Source organism: Leuconostoc mesenteroides subsp. mesenteroides (genome assembly GCA_009676745.1).
In the GTDB taxonomy this organism is placed as follows: domain Bacteria; phylum Bacillota; class Bacilli; order Lactobacillales; family Lactobacillaceae; genus Leuconostoc; species Leuconostoc koreense.
The window spans coordinates 1621282-1639770 of record CP046062.1; the positions used below are offsets into that span (position 1 = coordinate 1621282).

Consider the following 18489-nt stretch of genomic DNA (forward strand, 5'->3'; position numbering starts at 1 on the left):
TAGAACAAAATCAATTAATTTGTACTCTCATCCATGAAATCTTTCAGTTGCTTTGAACGACTTGGATGACGTAACTTGCGTAATGCTTTCGCTTCAATCTGACGAATACGTTCACGTGTTACACCAAATACACGACCGACTTCTTCCAATGTACGCGTACGTCCGTCTTCTAATCCGAAACGTAAACGCAAAACATTTTCTTCTCGGTCAGTCAATGTATCCAAAACAGATTCCAATTGTTCTCTGAGCATTTCATACGCTGCAGAGTCAGCTGGAGAAACTGCCTCATTATCTTCGATGAAATCACCCAAATGAGAATCATCCTCTTCACCAATAGGAGTTTCAAGAGATACTGGCTCTTGAGCAATTTTTAAGATTTCACGCACTTTGTCGGCCGTCAAATCCATTTCCGCACCGATTTCTTCTGGAAGAGGTTCACGTCCCAAATCTTGTAACAATTGACGCTGTATACGAATCAGCTTATTAATTGTTTCAACCATGTGGACTGGAATACGAATCGTACGCGCTTGATCAGCTATGGCACGTGTGATGGCCTGACGAATCCACCATGTGGCATACGTTGAGAACTTAAAGCCTTTGGTATAGTCGAATTTATCTACGGCTTTCATTAAGCCCATATTTCCTTCTTGGATTAAGTCCAAGAATTGCATGCCACGCCCAACATAGCGCTTAGCAATTGAGACAACCAATCGTAAATTGGCTTCTGCTAACTCTTGCTTGGCTTCGATATCACCATTTTCAATACGCTTGGCAATATCGATTTCTTCATTTCCCTTCAATAAGTTAACACGGCCAATTTCTTTAAGGTACATGCGAACTGGATCATTAATTTTGATACCAGCTGGCGTTTCCTCGGCTTCTGCTAACTCTTGATCAGTGGGTTTGTTTTGTTTGGCCTTTAATACTTCTGGTGCTGGATCACCATTGTCATCAACAATTGCAATACCGGCATCTTCGACTTTTTCCATCAGACGTTCAATGTTTTCTTCGTCTAGGTTAAAAGGTTCCGCCAAACGCTTCGATAATGCTGCATATGTTATTTGTTTTGCTGCTTTATACTCAGTAATTAAAGCTTTAGTTGCCTTGTCGTACTCAGGATTTTTCAATGGGCCAGACTTTTTAGCTGATTTTGGCTTGGAAGCTTTTCCAGCTGCTGCTGCTTGTTCCGGAGTTTTCCCTTGCGCCAAAGCTAGTAATTCAGCCTTTTTTGCACGACTATTATACGCTATTTTTTGCTCATCGAGATAATCTTTAATATCCGAAATTTTACTTGAACTTGAAATGATTGTCATTTTTACTCCTATATTTTACAGTGAGACTATTTACTTAACATCGATTCGATTAGTGTTGGCGTTTTTTTATGTTTATTAGTTCCGTTGAAAGTTGGACTAATTTGGCATCATCATGCTGCTGCTTAGCGACTTCAATTAGTTGTTTTAACTCCTGAACACGATTTGACACAGGTGCTTCTTCCATAATTATACGCAAATAATCTTGAACTGCATCATTTTCGACCTTTATGTCACCAAAACTATGATCAATGGCCATTATTTTTTGGTTCAAATTTGGTTTTTGAATAAAATCCATAAACTGAGCAATATCAAATGTCCCCAGATGATCTTGTTGATAAATCTCCGCCAGCATCATGAGTAATTGATATTCAGGATGAACAAAAGCAAACCCCGCTGTCGATTTAACACGTTCTAACGTATATGGATCTTTAATCATTGCCATGATTAAAGCACGTTCTGCCAGCTCTACTTTTGAAATTTTTTGATATTGATTAGGCTCAGCTGGAAAGCCAAGCTCATATTCAGGGGACTTTGGGCTAAAGTCATTCGCAGTATGAGATACTTGCGAAACTAATTGATGATTATTTTGTACTCTTACCGACTGCTTAGTTTGCTGTAATTGTGCTTGCAATGCTTGCTTTGATGTGCCAAATTCATTGGCAATCCGAGTCAGTTGAATATCTTGTTCAACTGGTGTAGCTGTATATAAGATCTGCATGACTTCATGCAAGAAAGTTAGATACTGTGCTTGATTGCTCAGATTCTTACCATTTTTGGCTGCATTAACCAAAAATTCAATTGGTGTTAAAATACTTTGATTCAGTGACCTTTTTAAAACTGGTAATCCGCGCTGTATTCGAACTTCGTCAGGATCAAGCAAGTCAGGTAGATGAACAACACCGATTTCTATATCTTTAGCATTATTTTTGAAGAGCTCAATTGAACGCTTCGCAGCATTTTGCCCAGCTTCATCACTATCATAAACAAGCAGTATTCTTTTTGCAATGCGTGCAAGCTGTCGGACATGATCAGGTGTTAGCGCGGTTCCCATGGTTGCCACACCAACTTTTTCATCGGCCATGTGTGCTGAAATAACATCCATAAAGCCTTCAAAAATCATCGCCGTACCCGTTTGTCTAATGATATTTTTGGCTCGATCTAGATTATATAGAATACGCCCTTTAGTAAAAAATGGACTTTCTGGGCTGTTCATATATTTGATTGCATTTTCAGCGTCTAACGCTCGACCAGAAAAACCAACCACTTGACCTCGTTCAGTTTTAATTGGCCAAACGATACGTCCTGAAAAACGATCACGCATATCGCCACTCACACTATTCTCGATAAATAGCTCAGAAGCCATTAATATTTCATGGGATAAGTTTTTCTCTTTCGCATAACTCAATAGCAGGTTATCGTCCGGAACAAAACCAATCCCAAATTCTTTAATAATGTCATCACTTAACTGCCTTTTGTCATGTAGATAGGCCAATGCCTGTTCACCGGAAGTCGTGTTCAGTAATGTATGCTGATACAATCGTTGTGCATCAGTGTGTAATTGATAAATTGCTTGCGTTGTGCCGTCAATTTGATTACCATTATTTGCAGAAATATTTGCATCAATTGGAATATCAACACTTTCCGCTAGTGACAAGATTGCCTCAGGATAGCTATATCCTTCCTTTTCCATAATAAAGGAGAAAACGGATCCGGATCGGCCACAAGAAAAACAATTAAATACTTGCTTGTTCTCTTCAACAAATAAGGAAGGATGCCTGTCATCATGGAAAGGACATGAGCCTGTCCATTGCCGACCTTTTTTAACCAATTGTGTATATTGACCGATAACATCAACGATATTCACTTTTGATCGTACATCATCAATAAAAGATTGTGGAATACGATTTGCCAATAGAACCACCTTTCAAATAATAAAAGTCGCAAACTATGCGGTCTGCGACTGAAATCATTTAACTGTTTTAATTATAATGTTTTCAGCAATATTTGTCAACCCCTATTTCTGAGGTAGAAATGCCTATATACCAGCATTTAAAGCTATTTCTATTTTAAACAAATAGATATTATGTTAACTAAAAACAAATTGGACAATAGTCTCTGTAATTTAACAATATTAAAAATAAGAAAATTTTATAATTTCTAATCAATAAGCTTAGCAATCATTTTCTCATAACTATCAACAACGTCATATTTAATTTCATTATTGGAAATCACTTTAAAACAGTCACGAGCAAACTCAATTTTTGCATTTTCAACCTCTTTAAGTATTAATTGAATGCTGTCAGATTCACCTTTGGTTTCGGCAATAAAATACACATGCTTCTGATCAGGCTCGTTCAGAACGACTGCCCTATCTGGATTGTATTTACCAACTGGTGTGTTGATATAAAATCCGCCAAGAAGTTTAACATGCATTTCCACCTCGTTTCGGACATCTAATTCACTCTATATATTGTGCCATTGACATATTTTATTTAAATGCCATTCTAATAACTATAAAAACATTATTTCAAAGTACTATTTTATAAACTAAAAAGGTTTCTCTGTTAAACAGAGAAACCTTTTTAGTTTATTTGGATTTGATTAGTTTCTCATATCGTTCAACAATCACACTAACATTTTGTTGTCCTCTATAAATGGCATAACCAATGATGAAAACAATTAAAATATTGATTGTACCTAAAACTAAACCTGTACCAAATAACCAAACATTTCGATGGACAAAGAAATAAGTAAGAAGGATACTTAGACCAACAATCATTGAGAAAAAAGATTGCCAATGCTGAAGATTTTTAATCATTTTCTGCTGATAAGAAATTTCACTTTGATATCCCTTATCCAAATTTTGTATACCCTTTGTCATAATAAATACCTTCTTTGTTTCTTAATAACTTAGTCCCGGATTGAAGAATCCAACTAGCACACCGATCAAAGCAATAACCACCAAAATGAGCATCACTCGAATAGGTGAAATATTTTTCTTAGCCATTAACCACCAACAAAGTACAATAAACAAAGCAGTCAATAACCCTGGATAAACCGAATCCAATTTGTCTTGCAAAACTAAGTACGCTTTTCCAGAAGAGTTGGTTAACTTAAAGGATGTTTTTACAGTTACCCAGGTGGCAGCAACACCACCGACAACCATACCACCGACTGTCGCAATTGCTTTACGAATCGCCTTTCCTTGCGCACCAACTAAAATCCCTACTGCCTTATCTCCTAATTCATAACCTTTGAAGTAGGCAAAACGCATACCAAAGTAACCGAGTAAGTTCCAAACAATAATATAGAATATTGCACCCAGTGGTGATCCGCCATCGGACATCCCCAAAGCAATCCCAAGAATAACTGGTATTAATGTACCAACAACCAACGAATCACCAATTCCTGCAATTGGCCCCATTAGACCAGCGCGCAACCCATTAATTGTTGTATCATCAACATTACCATGATTAGCTCTTGCTTCTTCCAAGCTAGCTGTAACACCGACTATAACGGTACCTAGCTGTGGCTCTGTATTGAAAAAAGCCGTGTAGGTTTTCATTGCCTTTTCTTGGTCTTCCTTATTGTCATACAATTCTTCCACAATAGGTAACATTGAAGTCAAATAACCAAATGTTTGCATATGTTCTTGAGAGAACGCTGTAAGATGGCCGTAAAACCAGTAATGAAACGACTTGTTTAAAGTTTTACGAGAGATTTTCTTTTTTTCTAAGTTATCCATCTTAAATATCCTCGTCTTCCTCATCATCGGCTATCATACTCGTATTTGATACCGGAGATGCAACTTGTCGATTGGTGCTGATTGCCATGTCTAACTTGTATGAAATCATGGCAAAAATTAATGAAACAACTGTCACTGAAACCAAGTTCAAACCTAATGAAGCAGCAAACGTAAATCCTACGAAAAACGGAATGAAATCAAGTGGACTATCTACTATTTGCTTCAACAAAATTGCGATACCTACACAGGGGAGTAAAGCACCAACTGTAAACAAGGTTTTCATTGGAATACCATCCATTGGTAATGCTGTTTTCAATGCAGTAACAGCACTAGACCCAAAATGTGTCATGAATAGTGTTGGAATAAATGAGAAGAAAAAGTGTGAAATCCATGGAAGTCCCCAATCCACAAGATATAATTTCTTAAATTGCCCTTTTTCAACAGCTCGCCATCCAATATGTTGCCAAACCAAGTTCATAGTTGCTGTTCCGTAGAACAAAACCGTACCAACAGTTCCAACTAAAGTACCCATTGATTTAGCTAAATCAGCAGCATTCCCTGATGTTGCTGATAATCCTTGCGCATGAATAGCAACCATTGCTAATGGTATACCGATGTAAGAGACTGCCCGAAGATCTGCTGAAACAGTTCCTCCAGGAGTAACCAATGCGATATAGACTAACTGCATCGCAACACCAGCAGCGATACCTGTTTTCAGATCTCCCAAAACCAATCCACAGACTAAGCCACCCACTAACGGACGCCCTAGAGTATAATTTCCAATTGTAGATCCTGCCATACCTGGCATGGAAGACAAACTTGCAAAAATACCTAAAATACTTGCTTGCACCCAACTAATTGTCATATTTCTAACCTCTTTTTATGTTAGACTACAGATCAAATTTCCCTCTAAAGGCATCCCAATAGCCAATCGATACATCCGGTAACAATTGAAATTTAACTCGGTATCCTTTTGCTTGAATATCATCAAATGCTCTAGCTTCCTCAGATGTAATAGACTGATTATTTCCTAGTTTCACTGCGTTTGGCCGATCATTAGCTGGACCAACAATCACTGTTTTTACATCGTCAGGTTTAAAGCCAAAATCAACCAAAATTTTTTTCATATCCTGAGGTGTTTTCGTAATTAGAAAATATTGTCTATCGGAATCCAAAACTTGCTGTGCTTTTGCTTGAAAATGGTCTAGTGTCCAAACAAACGTTTTCTTTTCTGAGGCACTTTTGAATGCATCCTTTAGAATAGGATTTGTGGCTGCCGCATCATTAACCGCTATCAAGCCATCACACGGATATTCTTTAGCCCATCGAGTCACGGTTTGTCCGTGAATAATTCTATCATCAATACGTACAAATGAAATACTCATAATTAGTTTGTCCTTTCAAATCTCATCATCGTCCTCTAAATCATCATTGATCTCAAATTGTTTTAAAGCAGAAGTACCTTCACGCAATACACTGCTAATTAGTTCGTCTTTACTGGAACTATCTTTCAAGATGGCAGCATTGAGTGCCATTGGAAAATTCATCCCACCAAGTACAATTGCTTTTTGTAACCTATTTTCTTGGTTTAACACGTTCACAACTGTAGTCAGTGGACTACCGCCGATCATGTCCCCAAGAATAAGCAATTCTGAATTTTGTTCAAGTGTTGATAATAAAGATTTGAAACGATTTTCAAAATGATCTGTATCTTCACCCGATTGGAGCCCTATTGCTTTCACGGTTTCAATTCCATCACCAACAAACATTCCCAGAGCGTCCTTAAGCCCCTCCGAGAACTGGCCATGGCTAACCAAAATAAGATAGTTCATTCTTTTCTCCCATCTTTCATAAACGGAATGTTGTTTCATTTGTTACTATGAAACTCTTTTTCAGGTATTATGTAAGCGCTTGCATATCCTAAATATTATTCTACTCTTACTATCGATAAAATACAATAATAAATAACAATATTATATGAAGTCTCTCATAACTAAAAAACCATAGCACTTTGCTATGGTTCGTCATGTATTTCCTTTAAAGATGCAGACATCTCGAGTATTTTCTTTCTGATATTTTCCACAAATAAAAGCGTTTCATCATCAATACCATTTTCAAATGTCCAGTTAAGCGTGTCAAAAACAATACTAGCACCAAATTTTGCAATCAATTCGTTATACTTCAAAGATGATTTTTCACTAAGATATTTCAACCAATGCTGATATAATGTATCCTCAAATTTTTGTTTTAAATTAAATTCCGGTTCATTGATTGTAAATAAAGCTTGAATAATCTGTTTGTTGTTGACTAATTCATTGTAGAAATGTGTAATCGTCTCTTCAAATTGCCCAGAAATGAGTCCCTCAACTCTTTTATCGACAATATGTTCAAAGACTGTAAACTGTGTTTCGACAAGCTGATTCAAGAGATCATATTTATCTAAATAGTGCAGATAAAATGTTGATCGACTCGTCATAGCTTGCTTACAAATTTGTTCCACAGTTATTGATTTGAAACTTTGTTCATTCAGTAAGCTAATAAAAGCCATTTCAATGTTTTTTTTCGTTTTTATTTTTCTAATATCCGCCATACAAAGTAATCCTTTTCTGTCCATAACTAGACAGGCCAAATCATAACGTCCATTTCTGGACGTTATTCACATCAACTGATAATTGTTCGACCTTATTTTACTAATTATAATGAGTTTAGTAAATAAAGAAAGAGGTACTACTATGTTTTATGAATATATCAAAAACAACCCACAATGGAATTTGCAAATCAATCGTCAACTTGAAGGAATCAAAGAGAGTCCAAAAGTAAAAGATGATTTAAAAATAATTATACCTAAACTAACAAATGATGTTTCTTGGTACGAAACCTGGTTCTCATTCGGTGAGTTACGTGAAAAGAGAGAAGATTATGCTCTTGCCTGTGCTTATTTTGGTCTTGCGCAGTTTTACTTAAACCAAGATAACGATAATAAGCAAAAAGTTGTTCATCAATATTTAAATAATTTTTACCGTGCACATACTGAAATCGATTATGAAAGCTATCAAGTACCGTATCAAGAATCTTTTTTACCTGCCATAAAAGTCAATATAAATCCTACAGCTACTAAAACTTTGATTATCATCAATGGTTTTGATAGTTTTATGGAAGAAATATTGGTTGCGGTTAATTTCTTTAAGGAAACCGATTATAATGTGATTTTGTTTGACGGACCAGGTCAAGGACGAGCTTTAATTGATAACAACATCAAGTTTACACCATATTTTGAAGATCCTGTCAGTGCAGTTATTGATTATTTTAATTTAGATGAAGTTGATGCAATGGGTGTTTCATGGGGTGGTTATTTCGTCATTCGTGCTGCTGCCTACGAAAAAAGAATCAAGAACGTTGTTTGTTATGATTTCTTTTATGATGGATTGAATACTTTTTTGAAAGATTTTTCAAAGGACACACGAAAGCATATTCGTCAATTATTACAAAATAACGATGTTGAAAAAACAAACCAACTAATCCCTACTTTGATTAATTCTGATGCTAACTTAAACTTTCTTTTTACAAAGGGTTATGAAAACACTGGTACTGATACCCCTTACGCACTGTTAAAAGAGATTGAAAAACATACCGTCAAAGGAATCGGACATTTAGTGGATCAAAACGTATTGTTACTTGCTGGAAAGGATGATCAATATGTTCCTTTTAGTGACCTGGTGTTAGAACAACAAGAATTAATAAACACAAAATCACTTGAAACTAAAATTTTCACTAAAGAAACTGGTGGTGAACAACATTGTCAAGCGGGAAGATATGATTTAGCTTTAGTTGCCATTCAAAAATTTTTAGCCGCACACAGTGAAGATTAAAGTACCTTGATATGAACCTATGGTATAATGAGAACTTCAGAAGGAGTTTAAAAACATGGGACGATATCAAATTGACTTTAAACAGAAACAGGCTAATGCTAAGTATAAGTCTAATCAACAAACGCAAGCTACTAAAGCCGAAAAAGTTGCCGCTATTAAGTCAGCCTTACTTTCACAAGCAAAAAAACAAGATAAGTAATTATCTTGTTTTTTTGTTTGTTCGGAAAAAATAGATTAATCAACCAAAGGTTCGCACACTTTCAATAATTTCCTCGGGATAACTAATTAATTTTGCACCTAATTTTAATAACTCATTTGTTCCCCGAGAATTTTCAGAGAAAATAGGACCAGGTACAGATAGGACTTCTCTGTTATTTTGTAACGCGTAGTTAGCAGTTATTAAACTACCAGATTTTATTTGGGCTTCAATAACTAATGTAGCTGATGATAATCCTGCTATAATACGATTTCTTGCAGGAAAATGAGATTTTTGTGGTCCAACGTCGTGTGTATATTCACTCAAAACAATGCCATATTGTGCAACTTGTTGCTGTAGTAATTTATTCCTTGCTGGATAAGCAACGTTCAACCCCGTACCTATAACTGCTATAGGCACACCTTGATTGGCAAATGTAACTTGGTGAGCCATTACATCGATACCTTTAGCTAGTCCTGAAACAATAGCCGTTCCCCTATTTATTACATTTGGCAATAGTGATCGTAAGCATGACAATCCGTAGGAAGTAGCAGTTCTCGTGCCAACTACCGCTAAGTTAGGTAATTTCAGTGCACTTACATTACCTTCGTAAAAAAGAATTAATGGTGGGTCAAAGATTTCTTTAAGTTGTATCGGATAGCAGTCATCAAAATAAGTAAAATAGCTTTCCTGACTTGCTGCTGCTTGCTGACAAGCTGCTATATATGTATCTTTTATTTTATTAACATGTTGTGGTAAGGGTCTGACTACCGCCAGTACAGTTTCAATATTCCAAGGATAACTCTCCGTTATCAAATGATTATCAATCACTTCAATGATTCTTTTTTCTCCAGCATAACCAATACCTGAAGTTAAATGTAAACCTAATAAAAATTTTTTTAAAATCATATTATTTTCCTCTTGAAATAATACGAATCCCAAAAAGAAAAAGCTTATGATTTATCACAAGCCCTCCACAATTTCACTTAAATATTCCCAGCGATTCATTTTTTCTTCCAAAGTTTCATTTAATGAATCTAACTCTTTTTGTAAATCGCCTAATAAGACATAATTTGTACCATTTTGAGCCATTTCTTCGGGAATTTCAGAAATTCTTTGTTCAACTGAAGCTATATCATCTTCAATGGTTTGCCACTCTTTCTTTTCATTGTATGTTAACTTCTTTTTTTGTGGCTTCTTATTGATAACTATTTTTTCTTCTTTTTGTGCTGGTACTGCTTTCGCTAAGTCACTCGCCAGATAGTCACTGAACAAGCCATCAAAACGTTTAACAACACCATCCCCCTCAAACATGTATAGTTGATTAGCAACTTTATCCAAAAAATAACGGTCATGGGAAACGGTAATCACGGCCCCATCAAAACGAGACAGAAAATCTTCTAGAACAGTTAATGTGCCAATATCAAGATCATTCGTCGGCTCATCAAGTAAAAGCACATTAGGTTGTTGAAGTAGTAGTTTCAATAAGTACAATCGCCTTTTTTCACCACCAGACAACTGTCGAATTAATGTGCCATGCATAAATGGTGGAAATAGAAACTGCTCCAATAAATCTGAAACACTAATTTGATTGCCATCTTTGTCTTTTACAGTAGTTGCAACATCTGACAGATAGCCAATCACACGCTTATCATCAGGAATCTCTTCAGTAACCTGTGTATAATAGGCCATCTTTACAGTTTCACCTAATTCAATGATTCCGCTAGTTAATGGCACTCTTCCAGCTATTGCATTCAAAAAAGTAGACTTTCCTGCACCATTAGCACCTGTGATACCAATACGATCACCTGAAGAAACTCGTAAATTGAAATGATCTAAAATTCTTTTATCGTCGAATTGGATGACGGCATCTTCAATGACAATAACCTTTTTTCCTAAACGTTGCTGTCCCAGATTAACAGATACATCTTCATCAAGCTGTAAAGTACCGATATTAGCTTCTAGCTCAGCAAATGCGTTTTCCCTACCTTTTTGTTTGGTTGTTCGTGCACGAGCGGACTTACGCATCCATGCTAGCTCTTGTTTGTATAGTTGCTGTTGCTTATGTTCAGCAACCTTTCCTTGTTCAATACGCTGAGATTTTCCGCTCATATAATCCTGATAATTACCTTGATATTCATACAAATCACCAAATGATAATTCGAATATCCTTGTTGTAACAGCATCCAAAAAATAACGATCATGAGTAACAACTAAAACTGCCCCCTTATAGGCAGCTAAATATTTTTCTAACCAAGCAATAGAATCAAAATCTAAGTGGTTAGTAGGCTCATCCAATATCAATAAATCTGGTTCTTGAATTAAAACTTGGGCTAATCCGACTCTTTTTCGTTGTCCTCCTGAAAGTTCACTCACTTTTTTATGCAGCTCTGGCATATGTAACTGCGTTAAAATTGTTTTTACCTGAGATTCTGTTGTCCAAGCATCATCTCGGTCCATAGCATTTTGGGCTTTTTCAAAGTTTTGGGCAACTTTTTCATCTGTCGGCTGTTCCCCATATTTTCGCAAAGCATTTTCATACTGCCTTATCGTCTGGAATACTGGTTGATCACCAGAGAAAATTGCATCCATTAATAAGAAGTGATCATCTAAATACGGGTCTTGTGTCAGATATCCAATTGTGTAATCATTTTGTTTCGTGATTGATCCAGCATCAGCTGGTTTTTTTTCAGAAATGGCATTCAGAAGAGAAGTCTTTCCACTACCATTTACACCAATTAAACCAATTCGATCACCTTCCGTAACCAGAAATGAAATATCATTGAAAAGAACCTTTTCGCCGTATGTACTTTTTAAATTGTCTACTCTAAATTGTTTCATAATACTATTATAACCATTATTGGGGGTTTATATATCAATAAGTTTTAGATATAATAAGATAACCATTTTAAGGTAACAGAAAGGATTATTTTCATGAATTTAACTGCTAACATCGCTGGTTTCAACTTCGATCACATTTTACTCAACGCTGCAGGTGTTGTGTGTCAGACTAGCGACGAATTAGATAGTGTTCTAGCATCTGACTATACAGGCGCAGTTGTTACAAAGTCAGCAACGCCAAACCTTCGACCAGGTAACGTCTCACCTCGATATCATGAATTGACCAATAGTCTAGGCACAATTAATTCAATGGGCTTACCCAATGAAGGATTTGACTATTACATGGATTATGTTACCCAAAAACAAACAGACAAGCCAATCTTTTTCTCAGTTGCTGGTTTATCAAAACAAGAGAACTTAGATATGTTACACAAGATAGAAGACTCAGAATTCAATGGGCTTGTTGAATTAAATTTGTCCTGTCCTAACGTGCCCGGCAAACCTCAAACAGCTTATGATTTTGAAACAACTGAAGAAATTTTAACTGAGGTATTTTCATTTTTCACCAAGCCTCTCGGCGTTAAGTTACCACCCTACTTTGATATTGTACATTTTGACAATATTGCAAACATTTTAAATAAGTTTCCATTAGCCTTTGTTAATGCCATCAATTCAATTGGTAATGGCCTTGTTATTGATGAAGAAACTGACACGGTTGTGATTAAACCGAAAGGTGGTTTTGGTGGTGTCGGTGGTCCCATCGTCAAAGCAACAGCATTAGCTAATGTTAGAGCACTACGCCAACGATTAAACCCAAGCATTAAAATGATTGGTACTGGTGGTGTAACTTCTGGACGCGATGTTTATGAACACGTTTTATGTGGTGCGGACTTAGTTGAAGTTGGTTCACAATTAGCAATCGAAGGAATATCTGTTTTTGAGCGTTTGGAAAAAGAGTTATCAGTTATTTTAACAGAAAAAGGCTATCATTCACTTGATGAGATTCGTGGGCAATTGAAAATAATTGAGTAATTAAAAAAAAGTTGGCTTACGCCAACTTTTTTATTTTGTATTTTGTAATGTCACCACATCGCGTGCGATCATTAATTCCTCATTTGTCGGAATCAGTAACCCAGTTACTTTAGAAGCGGATGTTGTAATAATTGTTTCTTTACCACGAACATTGTTTGCTTCTTCATCTAATTCGACGCCCGCAAATGCCAATGATTTCAATACTTTAGCACGTGTTACTGCATCGTTTTCACCAATACCAGCTGTGAAAATAATGGCATCCACACGACCTAGTTCAGCAAAATACTGTCCTGCATAACGAATCACTCGATCATAGAACATGTCCAATGCCAATTGTGCATGAGTATTGGTCTCCTGAACGTTTTCCAAATCACGCATATCACTTGAAATAGTTGAGATACCTAAAAGACCAGACTTTTTGTTTAAGACATTGAGCATTTCTTCATTTGAAAGGCCTTCACGTTCTTGAATATAATAAATTAACGATGGATCTACATCCCCAGAACGAGTCGCCATTGTCAAACCAGCCAGTGGTGTGAATCCCATTGATGTATCGTATGACTTACCGTTTTTAATTGCAGTCACAGATGCTCCTGCACCTAAATGAAATGAAATTGCATTAAATTTATCTAATGGTATGCCTAATTTGTCTGCTGCTCTTTCAGTTACATAGCGGTGTGAAGTTCCATGCGCACCATACTTACGAGCACCGTAACGTGCGTAGTATTCATATGGTAAGCTATACAGATAATTTTTTTCAGGCATTGTTTGATGAAATGATGTATCAAACACTGCCACAGAAGTTGCATGTGGCAATAATTCTTGGAACGCACGAATACCCATTGCATTAGCTGGATTGTGTAGTGGTGCATAATCAGCTAAGCGATCTATCTTAGATAATACGTCATCATTCACAACAACTGAATGATTGAACCACTCACCACCAGCAACAACACGATGGCCAACACCTGTTATTTCTTGAAAATCTTTAATAATGCCTAAATCTGATAACTTTTTTAGCATCAGATCAATTGCTGCATGATGATCTTTAATTGGTAATTCAGCTTCATATTTCTGATCACCACTTTTAGTTAGTGAAATGGTCCCCTCTTCAGTACCAACCAAACGAACAGGTTCAACATCTGCACCATATTTTACTGTGATGATTGCATCGTCCATACCAATTCGTTCGATTATCCCTTGTGTAATAACTGTTTCCTCGGGCATTTCTAACAATTGGAACTTAAGTGAAGAACTTCCGGCGTTTACTGCCATTATTTTTGACATCTGCGTCTACTCTTTTAATCCTTTTCTTTTCTAAGATTATATTATACAGTAAATTCAAAATAATAACGATAATATATTCTAAATTAGGTAAGCGTTTTCAAAAATAGAAATATGGTAAACTACTATTATATATAAAAAAATGTGCGTAAGGATATTATGTTTAAAAAATGGCTTTTAAGTAATTTAATTGGTATCATCATTACTACCAGTATACTAATTACGGTAGTAGGATTACTTATTTCACTCGTTTCAAAAGAAGAAATTATGACCCACCCTGACAATGTTCAATTTCGAAACGGCCCTGGACGACAATACAAATCATTAGATTCACTAAAAAGCGGTACACGCTTAATTGTGATTGACAAGAAACACGGCTGGTGGCAAGTTCGCCGCTCTGACAATGAAAAAGTCGGCTGGGTGGCCAGTTGGGTGGCCAACTCAACCTTACTAAAAACAGCACAGCCAATTAGCGAGGCCACTATTGTTTTAGACCCTGGTCATGGCGGTTCCGATACTGGTGCTCTATCATCAAATGGTAAGTACAAAGAAAAAACATACACTTTGCGTACTGCAAGGCATGTTAGAACAGCCTTAAAACCAACCGGGGCTCGTGTCATTATGACAAGAGATAGTGATAAAATTGTACCACTTTTGAAAATAGCTATTCCTGGTGAAAACAATAAAGCCGATGCACAGATATCTTTTCACTTTGATTCTTCAGCAGAAGGTACCAAAGCAAGCGGTATTTCACAATATTATTATCACAAAAATTCTAAAACGCTAGCAGAAGTAGTTAGCTCCTCATTAAATAATATGCCTTTGAATAACCGAGGGGTTGATACAGCTGCTTACATAGCAATTAAAAATACTAGTCAACCTGCAATTTTACTTGAAAATGGCTTCATCAATAACAACACTGATTTGAAATATATTCGTCAAAGCAGTTATCAAAAGAAAATTGCCAAAAACTTAACTACTGCCCTAACAACTTACTTTAAACAAAACACGGAGATGAAATAATGTCACTATTTAAAAAAGCAAAATCACAAATCGAAGAGAATGTAGCTCATCAAGCCACAGAAACAGTTGAAAATCATTTAGATGGTATGATCGTGCAACCATTTGCCTACAAAAAACTACTCATTATCTATCGTATCGAACAATATCCTAGTACTAGTAATCACATTGAAAATAAAATATTATCATTTGATCGTAAAGAACCATTGTCAGAAGATCGTTATAATGAAATTATTAATCGCTTGAAAAATGATGAAAGTGATCGTATTGCCATTGTTAATATCTTACCTCTAGTTGATTAATGAAAATTAAAAACCTTACCTGTTAAGTGGTAAGGTTTTTATAATACAACCGACGTATGTCATTGTGATGCCAACATAGTTAATCCAATACGGTTTCTTTTTTCATCAACATCAACAACCCAAACCTCAACAATATCGCCAACAGATACAATCTCAGATGGATGTTCAATACGACGTGTACTCATTCTAGAAATATGCACCAGTCCATCATGTTTAACGCCTAAATCCACAAATGCACCAAAATCCACAACATTGCGCACGGTACCTTGTAGTTTCATACCTGCTTTCAAATCTTCAATGTGCATCACATCGGCTTTTAGTAAAGCTCCTACCATGTCTGAACGACCATCTCGTCCTGGCTTTTGTAAACTCATAACCATGTCATGCAACGTCTGCATACCAATATCCAATTGCTTAGCTGTGTGCTCATTGTCTAATTCGTTCAACATCGCATTCGCTTCATCTGTCGCCAAGTTTACTGGGTTTATGTTTGCTAATGATAACAACTTTTTAGCAGCGGCATAACTTTCAGGATGAATATCCGTGTTATCTAATATGTTCTTACCATCTACAATGCGCAAAAATCCGGCAGCTTGTTCATACGCTTTAGGTCCCACGCGCGGTACTTTCTTAATTTGTGTACGTGAAGTGAACTCACCAAATTTGTTTCGATAATTAACGATATTTTGAGCCAAATTTTTATTGAGACCGGCGATGTGAGCTAATAGCGCAGGTGAAGCCGTATTTAAATTAACCCCAACTCGGTTAACTGCTGTTTCGACAACATTGTCTACTTGTTCATCTAGTGCTTTTGCATTTAAATCATGCTGATACTGACCAACACCAACGGACTTTGGATCAATTTTGATTAATTCAGCTAACGGATCCTGAATTCTACGCCCAATTGAAATTGCACTTCGCTCTTCAACGTGTAAATCAGGAAATTCTTCCCGTGCCTGTTCAGAAGCAGAATAAACTGAAGCACCAGCTTCATTGACAATAGTATATTTTACCCCTCCTGGTAAATTTTTCGCGACAAACTCTTCAGATTCACGAGACGCCGTGCCATTCCCGATTGCTACTAGCTCTACTTTGTAATCTGATATCAATTGTTTGAAAATATTAACTGCTTCGGATCGTTTCTGCACATTAGCTGGTTTATGCGGATAAATAACCTGCTTAGCTAAAAACTTGCCATTGCTATCAATAATTGCTAACTTTGATCCTGTACGAAATCCTGGATCAAATCCCATCACAATTTTATTTTTCAGAGGTGCTTGCATCAAAAGATGATAAAGATTGTCACCAAACACCTTAATGGCTTGTTCTTGTGCTTGGGTTGTTAATTCTTGTCTAATCTCTCTTTCCACTGCTGGACGAATAAAGCGTTTATAGGCATCTTCAATAGCATGGTGTAATATTTCATATCCTTGGCCTGCTGGACTTTGCCCATTCAACTCTTTCGTTTGAATAAAGTGCATCATGCGCGCCTCAGAAAAATCAATTTTCACAGATAGTATGCCTTCTTTTTCACCTCTATTTACTGCTAAAATGCGAAATTTATTGTTGAGAAGTGATTTAATTGTTTCAGTGAAATCGTAGTATTGCTCATAAACCTTTTGCTCATCTTTTTCAGCCATACCACGCTTTAAGCTAGAAACCAACACTCCATCTACAGCCATTCTCAAACGTAGCCACTGACGATAATTAGCTTTTTCACCGATTTGTTCAGCCAAAATTTCATGCACTCCTGCACGCACATCGACTATCGTTGGCAAAGTTTCAGTCACATAATTTGAAAACGCCTCATTAATATTACTATTAATATGTGTCATCACCCAATCAGCAAGTGGCTGCAGACCATTTTCTCGTGCAATCATCGCCTTAGTTCGCCGTTTTTGTTTATATGGTAAATATATATCTTCCAAGTCTTGAAGCGTCTGAACATCTTGAATATTTTTTTGCAAAGTTTCAGTTAGTTTGTTTTGTTCAAAAATAGCTTTTAAAACTGTATTTTTTCGTTCTACTAACTCTTTTGACCTCTTTGCAATGGATTGAATATCACGAATCTGTACTTCATCCAATTCACCCGTCATTTCTTTTCGGTATCTGGCAATGAAGGGTACAGTTGATCCTTCATTAAGCAAGGTTAATGTAACATTAATTTGCTTTTTGGTAATATCTGTTACTTTAGCCGCAACACTTTGCACAATAACATCTTGCGTTGGCTCATGTTGTATTAATTCTGTCATTTTTAGTGTGTTTCCTCCACAAAAACTATTATACTAGATTATTGCTGAAATATATTTCAGGATAAGAATCATGGATACACAAAAAAACACTACCAAAGAGTAGTGTTTTTTGTCAAATCTATTGTATTAGCAATACATTAGTTTCCGCATGTTCTGAAACATATCGAGCAGTTGAGCCCATGAATACACGCATAACAGCATTAGTGCCAGTTTTCCCCATTACAATTAAATCAGGATTTAGTTGCTCTGGAACCTGGTCAGCCAAAATAAAACGAGCATCACCTTGTAAGACATGCGTATTAACGACAATGCCAGATTTTTTTACAACATTTGCAGCCTCATCGAGTTTTGCTGAGGCTGTATTAGTCATTCTCTGTACCAAAGAATCATAAAAGGATTGGTCAGAGTCATAATAAGTGATAGTTGGATACTGAATTACATTAACAATATCGATTTTAGCATCAAACTTCTTCGCTAATTCAACGCTAAAATCAACTGCTCTTTGCGCTGCTTCACTTCCGTCTATCGCAACAACAATTTTATTAATCATAAGTGCTTCCTCTCTGATATGATCATTCGTATAACACCACTCAAATAAACTCTTTGTTAGCATAACACCGCTTTGTGTAACAAAA

The 18489-nt window shown here is 36.3% G+C and carries 17 protein-coding genes and 1 pseudogene; 4 read left to right on the forward strand and 14 right to left on the reverse strand.

Annotated elements, in window-relative coordinates:
- Positions 1-14: 14 nt before the first annotated feature.
- The 9 genes and pseudogenes from rpoD to GJV51_08130 form a co-directional block, all read right to left on the reverse strand.
- Positions 15-1127, reverse strand: coding sequence for an RNA polymerase sigma factor RpoD (gene rpoD, locus GJV51_08090; protein QGM26122.1), 1113 nt, complete (start codon positions 1125-1127; stop codon positions 15-17).
- 235 nt (positions 1128-1362) lie between these two features.
- A complete protein-coding gene (gene dnaG, locus GJV51_08095) occupies positions 1363-3225 on the reverse strand; it encodes a DNA primase (GenBank protein ID QGM25940.1) in 1863 nt (620 codons plus the stop codon).
- Positions 3226-3470: 245 nt separating this feature from the next.
- A pseudogene (locus tag GJV51_08100) lies at positions 3471-3773 on the reverse strand (hypothetical protein).
- 127 nt (positions 3774-3900) lie between these two features.
- The gene (locus tag GJV51_08105; protein ID QGM25941.1) at positions 3901-4194 is read right to left on the reverse strand and encodes a PTS sugar transporter; all 294 of its coding nucleotides are present in this window, start codon (positions 4192-4194) and stop codon (positions 3901-3903) included.
- Positions 4195-4215: 21 nt separating this feature from the next.
- Positions 4216-5058, reverse strand: coding sequence for a PTS system mannose/fructose/sorbose family transporter subunit IID (locus GJV51_08110; protein QGM25942.1), 843 nt, complete (start codon positions 5056-5058; stop codon positions 4216-4218).
- Position 5059: 1 nt separating this feature from the next.
- Positions 5060-5923 (reverse strand): PTS sugar transporter subunit IIC, encoded by an 864-nt coding sequence (locus tag GJV51_08115; GenBank protein ID QGM25943.1) that lies wholly within the window; start codon positions 5921-5923, stop codon positions 5060-5062.
- Between the two features lie 25 nt (positions 5924-5948).
- A complete protein-coding gene (locus GJV51_08120; protein ID QGM25944.1) occupies positions 5949-6443 on the reverse strand; it encodes a PTS mannose/fructose/sorbose transporter subunit IIB in 495 nt (164 codons plus the stop codon).
- 15 nt (positions 6444-6458) lie between these two features.
- Positions 6459-6890 (reverse strand): PTS fructose transporter subunit IIA, encoded by a 432-nt coding sequence (locus GJV51_08125; GenBank protein QGM25945.1) that lies wholly within the window; start codon positions 6888-6890, stop codon positions 6459-6461.
- 182 nt (positions 6891-7072) lie between these two features.
- Positions 7073-7648 (reverse strand): TetR family transcriptional regulator, encoded by a 576-nt coding sequence (locus GJV51_08130; GenBank protein QGM25946.1) that lies wholly within the window; start codon positions 7646-7648, stop codon positions 7073-7075.
- 142 nt (positions 7649-7790) lie between these two features.
- Between GJV51_08130 and GJV51_08135 the strand changes: the two genes are divergently transcribed.
- Positions 7791-8927, forward strand: coding sequence for an alpha/beta hydrolase (locus GJV51_08135; protein QGM25947.1), 1137 nt, complete (start codon positions 7791-7793; stop codon positions 8925-8927).
- A gap of 238 nt (positions 8928-9165) precedes the next feature.
- Here the strand turns inward: GJV51_08135 and dprA are convergent, their stop codons facing one another.
- Together dprA and GJV51_08145 are read right to left on the reverse strand one after the other, a co-directional pair.
- Complete coding sequence (dprA, locus tag GJV51_08140; protein ID QGM25948.1) at positions 9166-10032, reverse strand: DNA-protecting protein DprA; 867 nt, start codon at positions 10030-10032, stop codon at positions 9166-9168.
- A gap of 54 nt (positions 10033-10086) precedes the next feature.
- Positions 10087-11964 (reverse strand): ATP-binding cassette domain-containing protein, encoded by a 1878-nt coding sequence (locus tag GJV51_08145; GenBank protein ID QGM25949.1) that lies wholly within the window; start codon positions 11962-11964, stop codon positions 10087-10089.
- A 93-nt stretch (positions 11965-12057) separates the two neighbouring features.
- Between GJV51_08145 and GJV51_08150 the strand changes: the two genes are divergently transcribed.
- Complete coding sequence (locus GJV51_08150; GenBank protein ID QGM25950.1) at positions 12058-12996, forward strand: dihydroorotate oxidase; 939 nt, start codon at positions 12058-12060, stop codon at positions 12994-12996.
- A gap of 30 nt (positions 12997-13026) precedes the next feature.
- Here the strand turns inward: GJV51_08150 and GJV51_08155 are convergent, their stop codons facing one another.
- On the reverse strand, positions 13027-14283 hold the full coding sequence (locus GJV51_08155; protein QGM25951.1) for an acetate/propionate family kinase: 1257 nt from the start codon (positions 14281-14283) through the stop codon (positions 13027-13029).
- A gap of 156 nt (positions 14284-14439) precedes the next feature.
- Between GJV51_08155 and GJV51_08160 the strand changes: the two genes are divergently transcribed.
- Both GJV51_08160 and GJV51_08165 read left to right on the forward strand, forming a co-directional pair.
- A complete protein-coding gene (locus tag GJV51_08160) occupies positions 14440-15303 on the forward strand; it encodes an SH3 domain-containing protein (protein QGM25952.1) in 864 nt (287 codons plus the stop codon).
- The gene (locus GJV51_08165) at positions 15303-15602 is read left to right on the forward strand and encodes a hypothetical protein (GenBank protein ID QGM25953.1); all 300 of its coding nucleotides are present in this window, start codon (positions 15303-15305) and stop codon (positions 15600-15602) included. Before GJV51_08160 ends, GJV51_08165 begins: the two co-directional genes overlap by 1 nt.
- Before the next feature lie 59 nt (positions 15603-15661).
- Here GJV51_08165 and GJV51_08170 read toward each other — a convergent pair whose 3' ends face one another.
- Positions 15662-17854, reverse strand: a complete 2193-nt coding sequence (locus GJV51_08170) for a S1 RNA-binding domain-containing protein (GenBank protein QGM25954.1) — start codon at positions 17852-17854, stop codon at positions 15662-15664.
- Between the two features lie 118 nt (positions 17855-17972).
- Positions 17973-18404: a universal stress protein gene (locus GJV51_08175; protein QGM25955.1), complete on the reverse strand. Its 432-nt coding sequence runs from the start codon at positions 18402-18404 to the stop codon at positions 17973-17975.
- Positions 18405-18489 lie beyond the last annotated feature (85 nt).

What these genes read in the sequence shown, in the direction of transcription:
- GJV51_08105 (QGM25941.1), bottom strand. Translation starts at nt 4,194, where the DNA reads ATGACAAAGGGTATACAAAATTTGGATAAGGGATATCAAAGTGAAATT.
- GJV51_08135 (QGM25947.1), top strand. Translation starts at nt 7,791, where the DNA reads ATGTTTTATGAATATATCAAAAACAACCCACAATGGAATTTGCAAATC.
- GJV51_08160 (QGM25952.1), top strand. Translation starts at nt 14,440, where the DNA reads ATGTTTAAAAAATGGCTTTTAAGTAATTTAATTGGTATCATCATTACT.
- GJV51_08175 (QGM25955.1), bottom strand. Translation starts at nt 18,404, where the DNA reads ATGATTAATAAAATTGTTGTTGCGATAGACGGAAGTGAAGCAGCGCAA.
- GJV51_08110 (QGM25942.1), bottom strand. Translation starts at nt 5,058, where the DNA reads ATGGATAACTTAGAAAAAAAGAAAATCTCTCGTAAAACTTTAAACAAG.
- GJV51_08120 (QGM25944.1), bottom strand. Translation starts at nt 6,443, where the DNA reads ATGAGTATTTCATTTGTACGTATTGATGATAGAATTATTCACGGACAA.
- GJV51_08165 (QGM25953.1), top strand. Translation starts at nt 15,303, where the DNA reads ATGTCACTATTTAAAAAAGCAAAATCACAAATCGAAGAGAATGTAGCT.
- GJV51_08125 (QGM25945.1), bottom strand. Translation starts at nt 6,890, where the DNA reads ATGAACTATCTTATTTTGGTTAGCCATGGCCAGTTCTCGGAGGGGCTT.
- GJV51_08115 (QGM25943.1), bottom strand. Translation starts at nt 5,923, where the DNA reads ATGACAATTAGTTGGGTGCAAGCAAGTATTTTAGGTATTTTTGCAAGT.
- dprA (QGM25948.1), bottom strand. Translation starts at nt 10,032, where the DNA reads ATGATTTTAAAAAAATTTTTATTAGGTTTACATTTAACTTCAGGTATT.
- GJV51_08150 (QGM25950.1), top strand. Translation starts at nt 12,058, where the DNA reads ATGAATTTAACTGCTAACATCGCTGGTTTCAACTTCGATCACATTTTA.
- GJV51_08170 (QGM25954.1), bottom strand. Translation starts at nt 17,854, where the DNA reads ATGACAGAATTAATACAACATGAGCCAACGCAAGATGTTATTGTGCAA.
- GJV51_08130 (QGM25946.1), bottom strand. Translation starts at nt 7,648, where the DNA reads ATGGCGGATATTAGAAAAATAAAAACGAAAAAAAACATTGAAATGGCT.
- GJV51_08145 (QGM25949.1), bottom strand. Translation starts at nt 11,964, where the DNA reads ATGAAACAATTTAGAGTAGACAATTTAAAAAGTACATACGGCGAAAAG.
- GJV51_08155 (QGM25951.1), bottom strand. Translation starts at nt 14,283, where the DNA reads ATGTCAAAAATAATGGCAGTAAACGCCGGAAGTTCTTCACTTAAGTTC.